This is a genomic window from Streptomyces sp. NPDC046349, from assembly GCF_055587885.1.
Genome location: NZ_JBVJFK010000008.1, coordinates 17856 through 33444, shown reverse-complemented (window position 1 = coordinate 33444; position 15589 = coordinate 17856). Strand labels below are relative to the sequence as shown.

The window sequence follows — 15589 nt, the reverse complement described above, 5'->3', positions numbered from 1 at the left end:
GCTGCCATCGGACGTGGAAAAGGCCCGGAACCCGTTGCGGGTTCCGGGCCTTCGCTCTGTCCGCCCAGCCGCAGCTCAGCCCTTGACGCAGACGAGCGCCTTCAGCTTGGCCACCACCTGGACGAGGTCGCTCTGCTGGTCGATGACCTGCTCGATCGACTTGTACGCGCCCGGGATCTCGTCCACCACTCCCGAATCCTTACGGCACTCGACACCCTTGGTCTGCTCCGCCAGGTCACGCGTCGAGAACTTCTTCTTCGCCGCGGTCCGGCTCATCTTCCGGCCCGCGCCGTGCGACGCCGAGTTGAAGGACTTCTCGTTGCCGAGGCCCTTCACGATGTACGAGCCCGTGCCCATGGAGCCCGGGATGATCCCGTAGTCACCGCTGCCGGCGCGGATCGCGCCCTTGCGGGTGACCAGCAGGTCCATGCCGTCGTACCGCTCCTCCGCCACGTAGTTGTGGTGGCAGCTGATCTCACGGCCGAAGGAGACCTTGGCCTTACGGAACTCCGTCCGGACAACCTCCTTGAACAAGGCCATCATGGCGGCACGGTTGAACTTCGCGTACTCCTGCGCCCAGAAGAGGTCGTTGCGGTACGCCTCCATCTCAGGGGTCGCCGCGAGGAAGACCGCCAGGTCCCGGTCGACAAGGTTCTGGTTGTGCGCCAGACCGCGGGCCACATTGATGTGGAAGTCCGCGAGCTCATTGCCGATGTTCCGCGACCCGGAGTGCAGCATCAGCCAGACCGCCCCGGACACGTCAGTTGAAAGCTCAATGAAATGATTTCCGGATCCGAGTGTTCCGGTCTGCCTCAGCGCCCTGTCCCGACGGAACTTCACCGCATCAGCGATGCCGTCGAACCGCTTCCACAGGTCCTCGTATCCCTCCGCCGAGAAGCCGTACAGCCGTGACGGGTCCACCGCCTCCTTGTGGAGGCCCATCCCCACGGGGATCGCCTGCTCGATCTTCGAGCGGAGCTTGGAGAGGTCGCCCGGGAGGTCGTTCGCCGTCAGGGAGGTCTTCACCGCCGACATGCCGCAGCCGATGTCCACACCGACCGCCGCCGGGCAGACCGCGTCCTTCATGGCGATCACCGAGCCGACCGTGGCCCCCTTGCCGTAGTGGACGTCCGGCATGACGGCGAGACCCTTGATCCACGGAAGGGTGGCGACGTTGCGGAGCTGCTGCATCGCGCCGGGCTCGACCGACGCCGGGTCGGTCCACATCCGGATCGGGACCTGCGCCCCCGGTACCTCTACATACGACATAAGGAATCAATCCCCCGAAACCAACAGAAAGATGAGAACGCGCAAAAGCCTCGCTCTTGATCCCAAATACGACAGGAGACCGGCGCCGGCACCAGCGTGTGCGATAGACATTGTGTCCAGCCGTGCCCAAGTCGCGGCAACGCATTTTCCTGACCGTCGGGGGCCCGCCGGTCGAAGGGAGCCAGTGGACGTGCAGCGCAAAGCGGTACGGCGAGTCCTGCCCGGCATCGCGATTTTCACCGCGCTCGCGGCCGGTGCGGCCGGCCTGACCGGGTGCACCGGCGGGAGCGGCGGGGGAAGCACCAGCGACTCGAAGGCCGGCGGCAGCTCCGCCGCGCCCGCCCAGCCGGGGAAGTACCGCAGCCTGCCCGCACCCTGCAGGGCGGCGGCCGACAGCAAGAAGCTCAAGGCCATGCTCCCCGCGCCGGACAGCCTCACCCCCGAACAGCGCGAACAGCTGTACGCGGGCGTCGCCGACGCCTCGTACGACGGCGACCGGCACGTCGGCTGCCGCTGGACCGCGCAGACCCCCGAGGAGACCCGGCTGCTGTCGGTCGGCTTCGAGCGCGTGGTCTCCTACGACAGGGGCGCCGCCAGCGACGACGACAAGGCGAAGCAGGTCTACGTACGCCTGCTCACCGACGCGCACCTGCCCTTCCCCGGCCCCGCCACCACCCCCAGTCCGGGCGCCGCAAATCCGGCCAACCCGGCCAATCCGGCCGCCTCCACGCCCCCGCCCGCCTCACCCCCTGTGAGCGGCGCGCCGTCGGCCGGGGCACCGGCCGCGGGAACGCCCGCCCCCGGCACCAGCCCGTCCCCCCAGCCCGAGCTCGGCTCCCGCGTCCTCGAGGGGCTCGGCACCGAGGCGTTCCTGGACGACAAGCTGAGCGCCGCCGGGGCCACGGCCGCGCAGTCGCGCACCGTCCGGATTGTGTTCCGTACCTCGAATGTCATCGTCAGGGTCGAGTACAGCGTGCAGCCGACCCTGCCCGGCATCATCCCGCCGAGCGGTGAAACCCAGGACAAGGCACGGCAGTTGGCGCAGGCCCTCGCCGAACGCCTCAACGAGTGAGCGGTGCGCGACACGCCCCGACGTGACGGCGCGCACAGCAGTGCGGCACCCGATCGGGCTACCGTTGACCGGGTCCCGCGTCCGAAGAAGACCCCCAGAGCACTGAAGGAACCATGCACCGATCAGCCTCGCGCCTCACCCGCGTTCTCGCCTGCGCAGCCGTCCCGGTGATCCTCACCGTGGCCGGGTGTTCGTCCGACTCGGGCAAGGAAACGGCCGCGAAGGGCGACAAGAAGTCCGGTTCGTCCGCCTCTTCGAAGCCCGGTGAGAAGTCCAAGCCGGAGCTGGAGAAGGCCGCCTTCGCCACGCTCCCGGATCCCTGCAAGGCGATCCAGGCGGGGACGATAGACACGCTCGTCCCGGAGGCGAAGGACAAGAACGGCACGGCGACCAAGTCGAACGACCTGGCCACCCGGGCCAGCTGTTCCTGGAACGGCCTGGACGAGGACGGCCTGAAGGGCTCGCAGTACCGCTGGCTGTCGCTCTCCTACTTCCGCACCGAGTCGCACGCCTCGCTCGGCGGCGCCAACAAGCGCGCCGAGGAGCAGTACGGCAAGCAGATCGAGTCGGCGAAGGCCACCGAGGGCGCGCAGAACGTGAAGGCCGAGGCCGTGGAGGGCCTGGGCGACCAGGGCACGTCGATCGTCTACTCGGTGAAGAAGGACGTCGACTTCTTCAACACGACGATCGTGGCGCGCACCCAGAACGTGGTCGTCACGCTCGACTACAACGGTGCGGCCTACGAGGGTGCCGGCGCCCCGGACCAGGCGAAGCTGCTCCAGGACGCGATCACCGCGGCAAAGGAGGCCGTGGGCGCGGTCGCCGGCGCCAACAAGCCGGCGGAGCAGCAGCCGCAGTCTCCCCAGCCCCAGTAGGAGCGGCGGGCCGGGGCCTCCCGGAGCGCTGACTTCCAGTCACCCGTACGCTGTGCCTGCCGCAGCTCCGTAAAGGCGCGGTAAGCGCTCGGTTTGTGCTCGACAAGGGGAGGGGATCGCGGGTGGCCGCGATGCAGCTGACTCGTACGCACCGAATACTCATCGGTGTCGTCGTCGCCGGAGCCGTCGTCATCGCGGGCATCGGCTTCGCGGGCTCGTACGCCGCGGTGCGCGAGCTCGCGGAGAAGAAGGGCTTCGGCAGCTTCTCCCTGGTGTTCCCGATAGGCATCGACGCCGGTATCTGCGTGCTCCTGGCGCTGGACCTGCTGCTGACCTGGATGCGGATCCCCTTCCCCCTGCTGCGCCAGACGGCGTGGCTGCTGACGGCGGCGACAATCGCGTTCAACGGCGCGGCCTCGTGGCCGGATCCGCTCGGTGTCGGCATGCACGCAGTGATCCCCATCCTGTTCGTGGTGACGGTGGAGGCCGCCCGGCACGCGGTGGGCCGGATCGCCGACATCACCGCGGACCGGCACATGGAGGGCGTGCGCATCACGCGGTGGCTGCTCTCGCCGGTGCCGACGTTCAAGCTGTGGCGCCGTATGAAGCTCTGGGAGCTGCGCTCGTACGAGCAGGCGATCGGCATGGAGCAGGACCGGCTGATCTACCAGGCGCGCCTGCAGGCGCGGTACGGGCGTTTCTGGCGGCAGAAGGCGCCGGTGGAGGCGCTGATGCCGCTGAAGCTGGCCCGGATCGGAGTCCCGCTCTCGCAGACGACGCCGGACGCGCTCGCGGCGACCGGGATCGATCCGGCGGTCCTGCCTCCGCTGGAGCAGCAGGCCGCGGGTGCGGCTCCGGCCCTGGAGGCGGCGGCCGGGGCGGCGGGCGCCCCGGAACGGGACGGGCCGGCCCAGCAGACCCAGCAGCCTCACCCGGTCCAGGCCCAGCAGGTGGCGCCCGCGGCGGCCGCCCACGCCCCGCCGGCGTTCGCGGTGGACCCGACGGCGATGCCCGCGGCCCACAACAGCGCCTGGTTCGCCGCGCCGAAGGCGCCGCAGGCCGCGTACGAGGGCGGTTACAACCCGCAGTACGTCGAGGGCTTGGAGCCGACCCCGGTGCTGCCCCCGATGGGCCCGGAGGAGCCGCAGCTCCCGACTCCGGAGCCGCGTCATGAGGCGGCTCCGGACGGGCCGTTCCCGGAGCAGGTGCCGGAGGTGGATTCTCCGGACGAGGTCGAGTTCGCGCAGATCGCGTACAAGGTGTTCTGTGCGCTGGCCGAGGAGACGCAGGACTATCCGACCGCCGAGGCCCTCGACATAATGCTGGCGGACCGCTATGGCGTGACGCACCCGCGCAGTGGCTCTCTCCTGCGGCGGATGATCTCGTCGTTCCGGCAGCAGCACCACAAGGACCGGGAGGCCGAGCCGGCGTAGCGGGCCGGCAGGTACCCGTACGCGGAAGGGCCCGCACCCCGAGGGGTGCGGGCCCTTCCGCATGTCCGCCTGCGGCGGCGGGGGTGTCAGACGGCGAGCAGCTTGCGTACGCGGTCCGCACCCACCGCGAGCAGCAGCGTGGGCAGTCGCGGCCCGGTCTCCCGCGTCACGAGGAGCCGGTACAGCAGGGCGAAGAAGGTGCGCTGCGCGACCTTGAGCTCGGGGGTCGGCTTGGCGTCGGGCTCCAGTCCGGCCATGACCTTCGGGACGCCGTAGACGAGCGTGGTCAGTCCGTCGAGCGACCAGTGCGAGTCGAGGCCTTCCAGGAGCAGGCGCAGGGACTCGCGGCCCTCGTCGTCCAGCGACGACAGGAGCTCGGTGTCGGCGTCCTCGCGCACGAGGGTCCGCTGGTCGGCCGGGACCTGGGTGGTGATCCAGTTCTCGGCGCGGTCCAGGCGCGGCCGTACCTCGTCGAGGGAGGTGAGCGGCTTGTCCGGCTCCAGGTCGGAGAGGATGCGCAGGGTCTGCTCGTCGTGGCCGGCGGTGATGTCGACGACCGAGGCGAGGGTGCGGTAGGGCATGGGGCGCGGGGTGCGCGGCAGCTCGTGGGAGGCGACGCGTACGGCGCGGGCGTGCGCGGCGGCGTCGGCGGGCAGCACGGTGCCGTCCGCGACCTTGGCCTCCAGCTTGTCCCACTCGTCGTACAGGCGCTGGATCTCCTGGTCGAAGGCGATCTTGAAGGACTGGTTGGGCCTGCGGCGGGCGTAGAGCCAGCGCAGGAGCTGCGGCTCCATGATCTTCAGGGCGTCGCCCGGGGTGAAGACCCCGCCCTTGCTGGAGGACATCTTGGCCATGCCGCTGATGCCGACGAAGGCGTACATCGGGCCGATCGGCTGCTCGCCGCCGAAGATGTGGACGATCTGGCCGCCGACCTGGAAGGAGGAGCCGGGCGAGGAGTGGTCCACGCCGGAGGGCTCGAAGACCACGCCCTCGTAGGCCCAGCGCATCGGCCAGTCGACCTTCCAGACGAGCTTGCCGCGGTTGAACTCGCTGAGCTTGACCGTCTCGGTGAACTCGTCCTCGGTGCAGACGTAGGTCATCTCGGTCGTCTCGTCGTCGTACGAGGTGACCTTGGTGAAGTCCTTGCCGCACCGGCCGCAGTACGGCTTGTACGGGAAGTACCCGCCCTCGCCGGCGCTGCCGTCGTCCTCGGCGGCCGCGCCGGAGCCCTCGGCGGCCTCCAGCTCGGCCTCGTCGACCTGCTTCTGCTGGGGCTTCTTGCCGCCCGGCTTGACCTTGGTGCGGTACTGGGCGAGGACGGCGTCGATGTCACCGCGGTGCTTCATCGCATGCAGGATCTGCTCGCGGTAGGCGCCGGTGGTGTACTGCTCGGTCTGGCTGATCGGGTCGTACTCGACGCCGAGCTCGGCCAGCGACTCGGCCATGGCGGCCTTGAAGTGCTCGGCCCAGTTCGGGTACGCGGAGCCCTCGGGGGCGGGGACGGCGGTCAGCGGGCGCCCGATGTGCTGGGCGTGCGACTCCTCGGTGACGCCGGGGATGCCCTTGGGGACCTTGCGGAAGCGGTCGTAGTCGTCCCAGGAGATGAGGTGGCGGACCTCGCGACCGCGGCGGCGGATCTCGTCGGCGACCAGGTGCGGGGTCATGACCTCGCGGAGGTTGCCCAGGTGGACCGGGCCGGAGGGGGAGAGTCCGGACGCGACGACCACCGCTTTGCCCGGGGCTCGGCGCTCCGCCTCGGCGATGACCTCGTCCGCGAAACGGGAGACCCAGTCGGTCTCGGTGCTGCTCTGCGCGCTCTGAGCCACGACACGTCCTTCTATCTCGAATGATGGCTTCGGCCATTCTCCCAGACGGAACGGGTCACTCCGGGGTTGCTTCCACCCGGTGATATCCCGCGAAACGGATGGCGCCCCCGTGGGATACTCGGCACTTGTCGGAAGACCCAAGTCCGACCCCTGTACGACCCCCAGTACGAAACCTCACAGGAACGGCAGCTCATGGCCTCGGTCCCTTCGCTCGCTTCGTCCGTCAACCAGCGCGTCGCCGACGCCCTCGCCTCCGCCCTGCCGGAGGCCGGTGGCGCCGACCCGCTGCTGCGACGAAGCGACCGGGCCGACTTCCAGGCCAACGGCATCCTGGCGCTCGCGAAGAAGGCGAAGGCCAACCCGCGCGAGCTGGCCACGACCGTCGTCGAGGGCATCCCGGCCGGGGATCTGATCAAGGAGATCGAGGTCTCGGGCCCGGGCTTCCTCAACATCACCGTCTCCGACGAGGCGATCATCTCGACGCTGGCGGCACGCGCCGCGGACGACCGGCTCGGCGTCCCGCTGAACCCCTCCGCCGGCACGACGGTGATCGACTACGCACAGCCGAACGTCGCCAAGGAGATGCACGTCGGGCACCTGCGGTCCGCGGTGATCGGCGCGGCGATGGTGGAGATCCTGGAGTTCACGGGCGAGAAGGTGGTCCGGCGCCACCACATCGGCGACTGGGGCACCCAGTTCGGCATGCTCATCCAGTACCTGCTGGAGCACCCGCACGAGCTGGACCACAAGTCCGGGGACGGCGACGAGCAGGCTTCCGGCGAGGAGGCCATGTCGAACCTCAACCGCCTCTACAAGGCCTCGCGCGCCCTCTTCGACTCCGACGAGGAGTTCAAGACGCGGGCCCGGGCGCGAGTGGTGGACCTGCAGGCGGGCGAGCCGGAGACGCTGGCCCTGTGGCAGCGGTTCGTGGACGAGTCGAAGATCTACTTCTACTCCGTCTTCAACAAGCTGGACATGGACATCCAGGACGCGGACGTCGTCGGCGAGTCCGGTTACAACGACATGCTGGTCGAGACGTGCAAGCTGCTGGAGGAGTCGGGCGTCGCCGTCCGCTCCAACGGCGCGCTGTGCGTGTTCTTCGAGGACGTCAAGGGCCCGGACGGCAACCCGACCCCGCTGATCGTGCAGAAGTCGGACGGCGGCTTCGGCTACGCGGCCACCGACCTGTCGGCGATCCGCGACCGCGTCACCAACCTGGGCGCGACCGAGCTGATCTACGTGGTCGACGCGCGGCAGTCGCTGCACTTCAAGATGGTCTTCGAGACGGCACGCCGGGCGGGCTGGCTGAACGACGACGTCAAGGCCGTGCAGCTGGCCTTCGGCACCGTCCTCGGCAAGGACGGCAAGCCGTTCAAGACCCGTGAGGGCGAGACGGTCCGGCTGGTGGACCTGCTGGACGAGGCCGTGGAGCGGGCGACCGCCGTGGTCCGGGAGAAGGCCGAGAAGGTGGGCCTGACGGAGTCGGAGATCGTCGAGAACGGCCAGTACGTCGGCATCGGCGCGGTGAAGTACGCCGACCTGTCGACGTCCGCCGCCCGGGACTACAAGTTCGACCTGGACCAGATGGTCTCGCTGAACGGCGACACGTCCGTGTACCTCCAGTACGCGTACGCCCGGATCAAGTCGATCCTGCGCCGGGCCGGTGACCGCAAGCCGGTCGCCCACCCGGAGCTGGAGCTGGCCCCGGCGGAGCGCGCGCTGGGCCTGCACCTGGACCACTTCGGCGAGCTGATCGCCGAGGCGGCCGCGGAGCACGCCCCGCACAAGGTGGCGGCGTACCTCTACCAGCTGTCGTCGCTGTTCACGACGTTCTACGACCAGTGCCCGGTCGTGAAGCCGGAGCCGGAGCTCGTCGTGGGCGAGAACCGCCTGTTCCTGTGCGAGCTGACGGCCCGCACCCTCTCGAAGGGCATGTCCCTCCTGGGCATCCGCACCCCCGAGAAGCTCTGACGCACCGCGTGCGCCGGCGGCCCCGTCTCCTCCTGGAGGCGGGGCCTTCCGCGTTCCGTCACGGCACGGAGGCAGGCGCCGGACGTGTCAGGAAACGGCCGGTTTCCTCCTGCTGCGGCCGGGGTTCCGCTGCGAGTCTGCGGGCGTCCGTCCGGATCACACCGCAGGGAGTCCGCATGAACCGATTACGCATCCGCCCGAACCTGGTGGCCGCTGCCGCGGTCCTCGCCCTGGCCGCCACCGGGCCGGCCGCCACGGCGGCGCAGGCCGCATCGCATGCCGCCCCTGCCGCCGCGGCGGCCGCTGTGAACAGCGACACCGAAACGATCATCACGGGAACTGCCGGGCTGAACCGGGGCGAGGCCTGGTACTCGCCCGACCGGCAGACCATGCTCGTGCAGCAGACGGACGGCCACGTCGTGCTCTACCACCAGGGCCGGGCCATCTGGACGGCCGTCGGCAGCTACGGCTACGGCAACACCTTCTACATGCAGGCCGACGGCAACCTCGTCTCGTACGACGCCGCCATGCGCCCGCTGTGGAACAGTGCCACAGACCGCCACTGGGGCGCGCACCTGGCGATCCAGAACGGCGGCAACATCGCCGTCTACTACGGCGGAACCCCGATCTGGTGGTCCAACTTCCGGCCGGGCGGCCCGGTCGACCCGGACCCCGGCGAGTGCCACCCGCGCCCCGGCCACCTCTGCCCGTAGCTGTCTGTACCCCCTGGTGCCCGCCCGGATTCACCCGTGCGGCCCGATTCGGGCCGCACGGGCCGGGTAGGGGACGGCCCGTCCTTCCCCCCATCCACCAGCGGAGGCATCCGTGCCCGACATGAACGGCCCCTACAAGCCCGGCACCCCGTGCTGGATCGACCTGACGGTTCCCGACCAGCAGGCGGCCCTGGACTTCTACTGCGGCCTGTTCGGCTGGCAGGGCGAGGTCGGTCCGGCCGAGCAGGGCGGCTACTCGGTCTGCCTCCTCAAGGGCAAGCCCGTCGCAGGCATCATGAAGGCGAGCAACCCGGACGGGACCGTGCCCGACCCGATGCCGCCGACCGCGTGGACCACGTACCTGGCCACCGACTCCATCGACGCCACCCTCAAGTCCGTCACCGACGCGGGCGGCTCGGTCATGATGGGCGCGATGGACGTCATGGACCTCGGCCGGATGGCCGTGATCACCGACCCGACCGGAGCGGTCGTCGGCCTGTGGCAGGCCGGCACCTTCGACGGCGCGGGCATCGTCAACGAGCACGGCGCCCTGATCTGGAACGAGTTGAGCACCGGCGACGTCCCCGCCGCGGCCGCCTTCTACACCGCCATCCTCCCCGTCACCACGGCCAGGTCCGAGATGCCCGACGCCGGGGAGTACACCGAGTTCAAGGTCGGCGACCGCGCCGTCGGCGGGATGATGGACCTCGCCAAGCTGCCGCCCGGCGTGCCGCCGCACTGGATGCCGTACTTCCACGTCGACGACGTCGACGAGATCCAGGCCGCCGCGGTGCGCGCCGGAGGCAGCGTGACCGCCCCTGCCTTCGACATGGTGGCGGGACGCATGGCCGTCCTCTCCGACCCTCAGGGCGGCACCTTCTCGGTGATCAAGGCAACCGCCCCGGAGCAGCCCGCCTGACCGAACGGGGCGCCCTCCCCGCTCCTTGCGCCTGATGCCACCGCCTGCGCGGCAAGCAGGCGCAAGGGATCCGGACGCGAATACCCCCCGACTGATTTCGGCAGTCGGGGGGTATTCGCTCAATCACAGCGCGCGGAACTCCGCGGCCTCACGCGGTCCGGTCAGATGGCCTCACTGGGATTGGCCGGCAGGTAGAAGTTCCAGCTCCCCTGACCGTGGTGCTGCCCGTCCGGAGAGTTGCCCGAGGGGCAGGCTCCGTTGTCGGGGCGGCCGTTCCACCACAGGCAGTAGCAGTGGTTGCAGAAACGCCAGTTGTCCTGGAACGTCGTCACATCATTGGGGAGGGGGATGGCCATGGCTGCCTTCTTTCCGGGGTGAAGATGGTGTGAACCCCTGCACGAAAGGCCCGACTTGACGAGCCCGCACATCGGTTCGCGATCCGAGCAAGGGAACACTACTCGCCGAATACCGGGAATTCGGCCGCGCCACTCTGCCATGTCGGCGTTTTCCGAATCCCATGCGTTACCATTCACGGAGAAACGAATCTCTTGGATGTGGAATTCATTTCCGCTTATGGACTTAATGAAAGCGTATTCAGGGAAAGCGTCATCGGCATTCGATCCGGAACTCGCACCAGACGACTTTTCCCGGCCGCCGCGCCAGCACCCCCCACTCGTCGGCGAGCGCCTGGACGAGGGTGAGACCCCGCCCGTACGGCCGCCCGGTGATCCGCGACAGCCCGGGCCCACTGTCGTGCACCTCGGCCCGGACGGTCGCGTCCTCGAAGCCGAACAGCCGCAGGAGATAGCCGCGGCCGTGCGGGACGCCGTACCGCAGGGCGTTGGTCGCCAGCTCGCTCACGCAGAGCAACACGTCGTCGAGGCGTTCGTCCACGCCCCACGCCTGCAAGGTGTCACGTGTGAACTGGCGCGCAGCTGCGACGGTCCGAGGTGAGCGCAGGTAGAGCCGCTCGCGCACGAGCGCCGCCTGAATAGTTGGATTCACGGGACGATCGTCGCGCTGCGTCACTAGCGTGTGGCTGAGCGCCGACCCGTACTCCTCGATGAGTACGGGTCCGCACGGGGTATTCCGCATGTTCGGGTGGGGAGTTCGCTGTCATGCCACCGAGGAAACGCGCACGGCCGAACGCGACGACCATGAAGATGGTCGGCTCGCAGGTGGCCGCCGGCCGAGTCGCCAAGAACCTGACCCAGCGGCAGCTGGGGGAGCTGGTCCGCCTGGACGCGGAGACGATCGCGTCGATCGAACAGGGGCGGCGGGCCCTGATGCCGAACGTCGCCGAACTGATGGACCAACACCTGGGGTTGCCAGGGCTGCTGACTGTCGCGGCGCGTGAACTACCCGACGTCGACACGACACCGCCATGGGCCGAGGAGTACCTGACCCTTGAGTTCAAAGCCATCGCCTTGTCTTGGTACGAAGGCCAACGCGTACCGGGGCTACTCCAAACGGAGGGCTACGCCCGGGCCCTCTTCAAGTGCCGGGTCCCGGCGCATCCCGAGGAAACGATTGAGGATTTGACCATCCGCCGCATGGCGCGGCAGGAGATCCTGCACCGCAAGACACCACCCACCCTGAGCTTCGTCATCTGAGAGCCAGCAGTCCGCCACCGCATCGGCGGGCGCGAAGTACACGAGGAACTGCTGCGGCACTTGCTCGCCTGTACCGAACGTCCTGACGTCTCCATCCAGGTGATGCCGCTGGACCAGTCAGCCCACGCAGCCCTCGACGGCCCCTTCATCCTCCTGGAAACCCCAGCCCACCAGCATCTCGGATACTCGGAGAGTCAGCGCGGCAGCAGGCTCATCTCAGACCCCGACGAGGTCAGCATCATGGCTCGCCGATATGCCATGCTGCGGACTCAGGCCCTCAACACCGTGCAGACACAGGGCCTGTTGGACCGCCTGCTAGGAGAGCTATGAGCACCGAACTGACGTGGTTCAAGTCCAGTTACAGCGGCGGCGACGGCGACGCCTGCCTGGAGGTCGCCGTCGGCTGGCGCAAATCCTCGTACAGCGGCAGCGACGGCGGTCAGTGCCTGGAGGCGGCCACCGGTCCGGACGCGGTCCACGTCCGGGACTCGAAGGTCCAGGACGGCCCGGTGCTGGCACTCGCGCCGGCGAGCTGGACGGCACTGACGGGGTGGCTCGCTCGATAGCCCGCGGTGAGCAGCGGCGGACAGAGGCAGGCCCGTCGCGAACCGGAGCCGCGGCAGAGGGACAGGGCCCGCGCGGGGCGGGGTCGGGGATGTGCCGGGGGATCAAGACGCCATCGGGGCGTCGGAGAGGCCCGGGCGGAGCCCGGTGCGCCGCACATCGCTACGCGCTTCTGCCCGACGGCGTCCGCGAGCAGCCAGGGGCTGGGCATAGGCCGCCATCGATCGCTACGCGCTTCTCCCTGACCGCGTCCGCAGACCGCCCGGTGCTCGTCCACGGTTCAATTCATCAGGATCTACGGAAGGAAGGTGCCGTTCGATGTACCCGGCAGGGCTGACAGAGGCCTGCATCGATGATGCGAGCAATATCCTGGTCGCACCCTCGGCGTTGCAGGACGACGACTTGATCAGGGACTTCTTCGGGTCCACGATCACGCCGGAGGAGCTGGAGTCGGCGGACCTGGCGCAGAAGAGCGTCTACCTGTGTGGGGACCTGTCCGAGATCAGTGGCCGTCAGCTGACGGCGGCAGAGCGGGTGTTCGTCGTCCGGGAGCTGTCGCACGGCTACCGCGAGGACGTCGACACAGGTTGGACCGTCGTCGATGGGGGCCGAGTTCCCATCCGGGTGCACGGCGCGGGGGTGTACTACCGCCGCTTCTTCGACCTCGACGCCGACCACTTCGGGCGGATCTGTGCGGAGCACACCTTCCAGTCGCTGACGGAGTCCAACAAGCCGGGAACGGCTCATCGCAGCGGAATCTATCTGACGCCCGTCACGCAAGAGGGTGACGAGCTGCATTTCCGCCTGCTGCGGTGCTCCACGAATCTCTCGGGGCCGACCGAGGGGTTTCGACCGACCGATACCCGAATGGTCGAGGATCTGAACCGCGAGGCCGCCACCGTGTTCCGAAATCAGGCACCGCTCAATCATGTCCTCGCGCAGGTCTACCACAACACCCTGGCCACGGCCGAGCGCAAGCAGTCCAAGGCGAAGATATCGGCCCACGCCGACAAGACCAAGGACATGCCCGCCAACGGCATCATGGCTTTCTGCACGTTCTATGACGGACTCGAAAAGCTGCATCCGATGGCCGAAGACGCCTTCGACTACGGTGTGAAGCGCGCCAGCGGGCTGACCAGACTCCACTTCCGTCTCAAGGAACCGGAACGGGACGGGGTGGCGCTTCCCGAGCAGTTCGCCGTGACCCTTTATCCCGGCTCCGTGTTCTTCATGCCGCTGTCCACCAACCGCCTCTACACGCACGAAATCCGGCCCTCGACGCTGGGCGCCGAGATGCTCCCGACCCGCCTGGGATACGTGGTGCGCTGTTCGAGCGCCGAAGCCGTCCACAAGAACGGCCACACGTTCCTCAAAGTGGCAGAAGGCTTGGTAAAGCTGGGGCCGCCCACCCCCGAGGGCATGGACGAACTGCGCAGGCTGTACGCCGAGGAGAACAGGACCTCGTCCTTCATCGACTACGGCGGCAGGTTTCTCTTCAGCATGAACACGGGAGACTACGTTGCCCCCCGAGCCTAGGATCATGTCGCATTGTGTGCCGACCGAGCGGGATCTCTTCGCGGAGCTGTCCGCGTCGGCCCACTTGGAAGACCTGGGAAAGGGCCGCCGAGGCTCCACGCTCACCAGGGTCGATGAGGCGAATGGTGTGCCTCTCGTACGCACCACCACCCAATACAGCACCCCCACTCAACGTTTCCGCGCGGTGCACGAACAGCTGGCGCAACAGATTCAAGAACATGCGGCGATCCCTGTCGGCTTCAACAACGCCCTCGTCGAGAGCTACACGAACGCCTACAGAACCATGGGCAGCCATTCCGACCAGGCCCTGGATCTGGCCGACGAATCCTTCATCGCCGTCTTCTCCTGCTACCAGCACCCCGAAGCGATCCCAAGGAAACTGATCTTCGAATCGAAGGAATCGGATTCCGGCAGGTTCGAGGTCCCCCTCGCCCACAGCAGTGTGGTCGCGTTCTCCGTCGAGTCGAATCGGCGGTTCAAGCACAAGATCGTGCTGGACGCCGTCGCGGCGGCGGACAACCAATGGCTGGGCGTAACGTTTCGCACGTCGAAGACCTTCCTTCGGTTTCGCGACGGACACGCCTACCTCCCGCAGGGCGCGCGCCTCACATCGGCGAACGACGAGCAGAGGCGCGAGTTCTACCGACTGCGGCGCCGCGAGAACAACGAAACGGACTTCACCTACCCCCCGCTGACGTACACCGTCAGCGAGAGCGATCTGCTGCCACCCGTCTGAACTGCCGGGTCTCCGCCCCTTCAGCCCGAACAAGCGCCGGAAACGGTCCAGGCGAAGCGCGTAGCGAGCTGAGGCGGCCTATGTCCAGCCACGGAGGCCTGCTGACGCCGTCGGGCAGGAGCGCGTAGCGATGTGGGGCGCTCCCCCGACCGGCCCGCCGAAACACCGCCCCCTCAGGCGCCGCCCGACCCCGGTCCCGCCCCCGACCGCCCCGCGACCAGCGCCGCGAGCCCGTCGAGGATCCGGTCCAGGCCGAAGCGGAACTGGAAGTCCGGCTCGTCCGAGCCCGTGAACGCGTCCGACTCCAGCAGCCGCGTCACGGCCGGATGCGTGTCCGGGCCCGTCATCAGCCGCAGCGTGCGCACGTACTGGCCCAGCACCTGGTCCGGCGCGACGCCGGACTTCACGATGGCGTCCATCATGTCCGCGGCCATGGTCGCCTCGTTGCGGACCAGGCCGCCGATCAGGATGATCGTCGAGATCTTCTCGCCCTCGGTCAGCGCCGCGTCGGCCATCGCCGCCAGCCCGCGCTCCATCCAGGCCAGCTGGTTCGGGCTGACCGGCGCCCCGGTGATCGGGATGCGCAGGATCCAGGAGTTGGCCATCAGGACGGCCCGCTGCGCGTACGCCCACTGCGTCAGCAGCTCGCGCCAGCCCCACCCCGCCGCCTCCGGCGGCAGCGCCGGAGGGGCTCCGACGCCCGCGTCCGACATCAGGATGTAGAGCTCCTCCTTCGCCGTGACGTACCGGTAGAGGGACATCGTCGAGACGCCCAGCTCCTTGGCCACCCGGCCCATGGAGACGGCGTCCATCCCCTCACCGGCGGCCAGTGTCACGGCCGTCTCCACGATGCGCGGCAGCGTGAGACCGGGGCGCGGCCCCTTGCCGGGGCGTTTGCGCAGCCCCCAGGCCATTTCCAGGCTGGCCGGGAGCCCGGTCCCGCCGCCCTCGCCGCCTTCGTCGTCCTCGTCCGCCATGGCCGCCCACTCCTCGATTGACCCCCATCCTAGTTCTGTGTATTACTTACACAGAAGAGCGTAAGGCATACGCAGAAGCGATGGA

At 68.7% G+C, this 15589-nt stretch carries 14 protein-coding genes and 1 pseudogene; 10 read left to right on the top strand and 5 right to left on the bottom strand.

The window, feature by feature from the left end; genetic code table 11:
- Positions 1 to 75 precede the first annotated feature (75 nt).
- Positions 76 to 1269, bottom strand: a complete 1194-nt coding sequence (locus tag ACZ6JS_RS19535; RefSeq protein ID WP_469299465.1) for an RtcB family protein — start codon at positions 1267 to 1269, stop codon at positions 76 to 78.
- A 190-nt stretch (positions 1270 to 1459) separates the two neighbouring features.
- On the opposite strand from ACZ6JS_RS19535, the gene ACZ6JS_RS19530 reads away from it, so the two are divergent.
- The 3 genes from ACZ6JS_RS19530 to ACZ6JS_RS19520 all read left to right on the top strand — a co-directional run bounded on the left by ACZ6JS_RS19530 (position 1460) and on the right by ACZ6JS_RS19520 (position 4649).
- Entirely contained in the window at positions 1460 to 2341 is an 882-nt protein-coding gene (locus ACZ6JS_RS19530) for a DUF3558 domain-containing protein (RefSeq protein WP_469299463.1), read from the top strand.
- Between the two features lie 113 nt (positions 2342 to 2454).
- Positions 2455 to 3216, top strand: a complete 762-nt coding sequence (locus tag ACZ6JS_RS19525) for a DUF3558 family protein (protein ID WP_469299462.1) — start codon at positions 2455 to 2457, stop codon at positions 3214 to 3216.
- Between the two features lie 122 nt (positions 3217 to 3338).
- Positions 3339 to 4649: a DUF2637 domain-containing protein gene (locus tag ACZ6JS_RS19520; protein ID WP_469299461.1), complete on the top strand. Its 1311-nt coding sequence runs from the start codon at positions 3339 to 3341 to the stop codon at positions 4647 to 4649.
- An 86-nt stretch (positions 4650 to 4735) separates the two neighbouring features.
- Here ACZ6JS_RS19520 and lysS read toward each other — a convergent pair whose 3' ends face one another.
- Positions 4736 to 6475 carry a lysine--tRNA ligase gene (gene lysS / locus ACZ6JS_RS19515; RefSeq protein WP_469299459.1) on the bottom strand — a complete coding sequence of 580 codons (1740 nt, stop codon included), beginning with the start codon at positions 6473 to 6475 and terminating at the stop codon, positions 4736 to 4738.
- 192 nt (positions 6476 to 6667) lie between these two features.
- Between lysS and argS the strand changes: the two genes are divergently transcribed.
- From argS to ACZ6JS_RS19500, 3 genes are all read left to right on the top strand, one after another.
- Entirely contained in the window at positions 6668 to 8446 is a 1779-nt protein-coding gene (gene argS, locus ACZ6JS_RS19510) for an arginine--tRNA ligase (RefSeq protein ID WP_469299458.1), read from the top strand.
- A 176-nt stretch (positions 8447 to 8622) separates the two neighbouring features.
- The gene (locus ACZ6JS_RS19505; protein WP_469299456.1) at positions 8623 to 9159 is read left to right on the top strand and encodes a hypothetical protein; all 537 of its coding nucleotides are present in this window, start codon (positions 8623 to 8625) and stop codon (positions 9157 to 9159) included.
- Positions 9160 to 9280: 121 nt separating this feature from the next.
- On the top strand, positions 9281 to 10078 hold the full coding sequence (locus tag ACZ6JS_RS19500) for a VOC family protein (protein ID WP_469299903.1): 798 nt from the start codon (positions 9281 to 9283) through the stop codon (positions 10076 to 10078).
- A 161-nt stretch (positions 10079 to 10239) separates the two neighbouring features.
- Here ACZ6JS_RS19500 and ACZ6JS_RS19495 read toward each other — a convergent pair whose 3' ends face one another.
- Complete coding sequence (locus tag ACZ6JS_RS19495) at positions 10240 to 10434, bottom strand: hypothetical protein (protein ID WP_400745567.1); 195 nt, start codon at positions 10432 to 10434, stop codon at positions 10240 to 10242.
- Positions 10435 to 10684: 250 nt separating this feature from the next.
- The gene (locus ACZ6JS_RS19490) at positions 10685 to 11083 is read right to left on the bottom strand and encodes an ATP-binding protein (RefSeq protein WP_469299454.1); all 399 of its coding nucleotides are present in this window, start codon (positions 11081 to 11083) and stop codon (positions 10685 to 10687) included.
- Positions 11084 to 11196: 113 nt separating this feature from the next.
- Between ACZ6JS_RS19490 and ACZ6JS_RS19485 the strand changes: the two are divergent.
- The 4 genes and pseudogenes from ACZ6JS_RS19485 (at position 11197) to ACZ6JS_RS19470 (ending at position 14527) form a co-directional block, all read left to right on the top strand.
- Positions 11197 to 12021 (top strand): annotated as a pseudogene (locus tag ACZ6JS_RS19485) (helix-turn-helix domain-containing protein).
- A complete protein-coding gene (locus ACZ6JS_RS19480) occupies positions 12018 to 12257 on the top strand; it encodes a DUF397 domain-containing protein (RefSeq protein WP_469299453.1) in 240 nt (79 codons plus the stop codon). Before ACZ6JS_RS19485 ends, ACZ6JS_RS19480 begins: the two are co-directional and overlap by 4 nt.
- A gap of 316 nt (positions 12258 to 12573) precedes the next feature.
- Positions 12574 to 13791, top strand: coding sequence for a hypothetical protein (locus ACZ6JS_RS19475; RefSeq protein ID WP_469299451.1), 1218 nt, complete (start codon positions 12574 to 12576; stop codon positions 13789 to 13791).
- A gap of 4 nt (positions 13792 to 13795) precedes the next feature.
- A complete protein-coding gene (locus ACZ6JS_RS19470; RefSeq protein WP_469299449.1) occupies positions 13796 to 14527 on the top strand; it encodes an alpha-ketoglutarate-dependent dioxygenase AlkB in 732 nt (243 codons plus the stop codon).
- 173 nt (positions 14528 to 14700) lie between these two features.
- Here the strand turns inward: ACZ6JS_RS19470 and ACZ6JS_RS19465 are convergent, their stop codons facing one another.
- Positions 14701 to 15504, bottom strand: a complete 804-nt coding sequence (locus tag ACZ6JS_RS19465; protein ID WP_469299447.1) for a TetR/AcrR family transcriptional regulator — start codon at positions 15502 to 15504, stop codon at positions 14701 to 14703.
- Between the last annotated feature and the right edge of the window lie 85 nt (positions 15505 to 15589).

Coding starts and splice junctions, on each gene's coding strand:
- ACZ6JS_RS19470 (WP_469299449.1), top strand. CDS start 13,796: ATGTCGCATTGTGTGCCGACCGAGCGGGATCTCTTCGCGGAGCTGTCC.
- ACZ6JS_RS19475 (WP_469299451.1), top strand. CDS start 12,574: ATGTACCCGGCAGGGCTGACAGAGGCCTGCATCGATGATGCGAGCAAT.
- ACZ6JS_RS19525 (WP_469299462.1), top strand. CDS start 2,455: ATGCACCGATCAGCCTCGCGCCTCACCCGCGTTCTCGCCTGCGCAGCC.
- argS (WP_469299458.1), top strand. CDS start 6,668: ATGGCCTCGGTCCCTTCGCTCGCTTCGTCCGTCAACCAGCGCGTCGCC.
- ACZ6JS_RS19495 (WP_400745567.1), bottom strand. CDS start 10,434: ATGGCCATCCCCCTCCCCAATGATGTGACGACGTTCCAGGACAACTGG.
- ACZ6JS_RS19500 (WP_469299903.1), top strand. CDS start 9,281: ATGAACGGCCCCTACAAGCCCGGCACCCCGTGCTGGATCGACCTGACG.
- ACZ6JS_RS19480 (WP_469299453.1), top strand. CDS start 12,018: ATGAGCACCGAACTGACGTGGTTCAAGTCCAGTTACAGCGGCGGCGAC.
- ACZ6JS_RS19505 (WP_469299456.1), top strand. CDS start 8,623: ATGAACCGATTACGCATCCGCCCGAACCTGGTGGCCGCTGCCGCGGTC.
- ACZ6JS_RS19465 (WP_469299447.1), bottom strand. CDS start 15,504: ATGGCGGACGAGGACGACGAAGGCGGCGAGGGCGGCGGGACCGGGCTC.
- ACZ6JS_RS19535 (WP_469299465.1), bottom strand. CDS start 1,269: ATGTCGTATGTAGAGGTACCGGGGGCGCAGGTCCCGATCCGGATGTGG.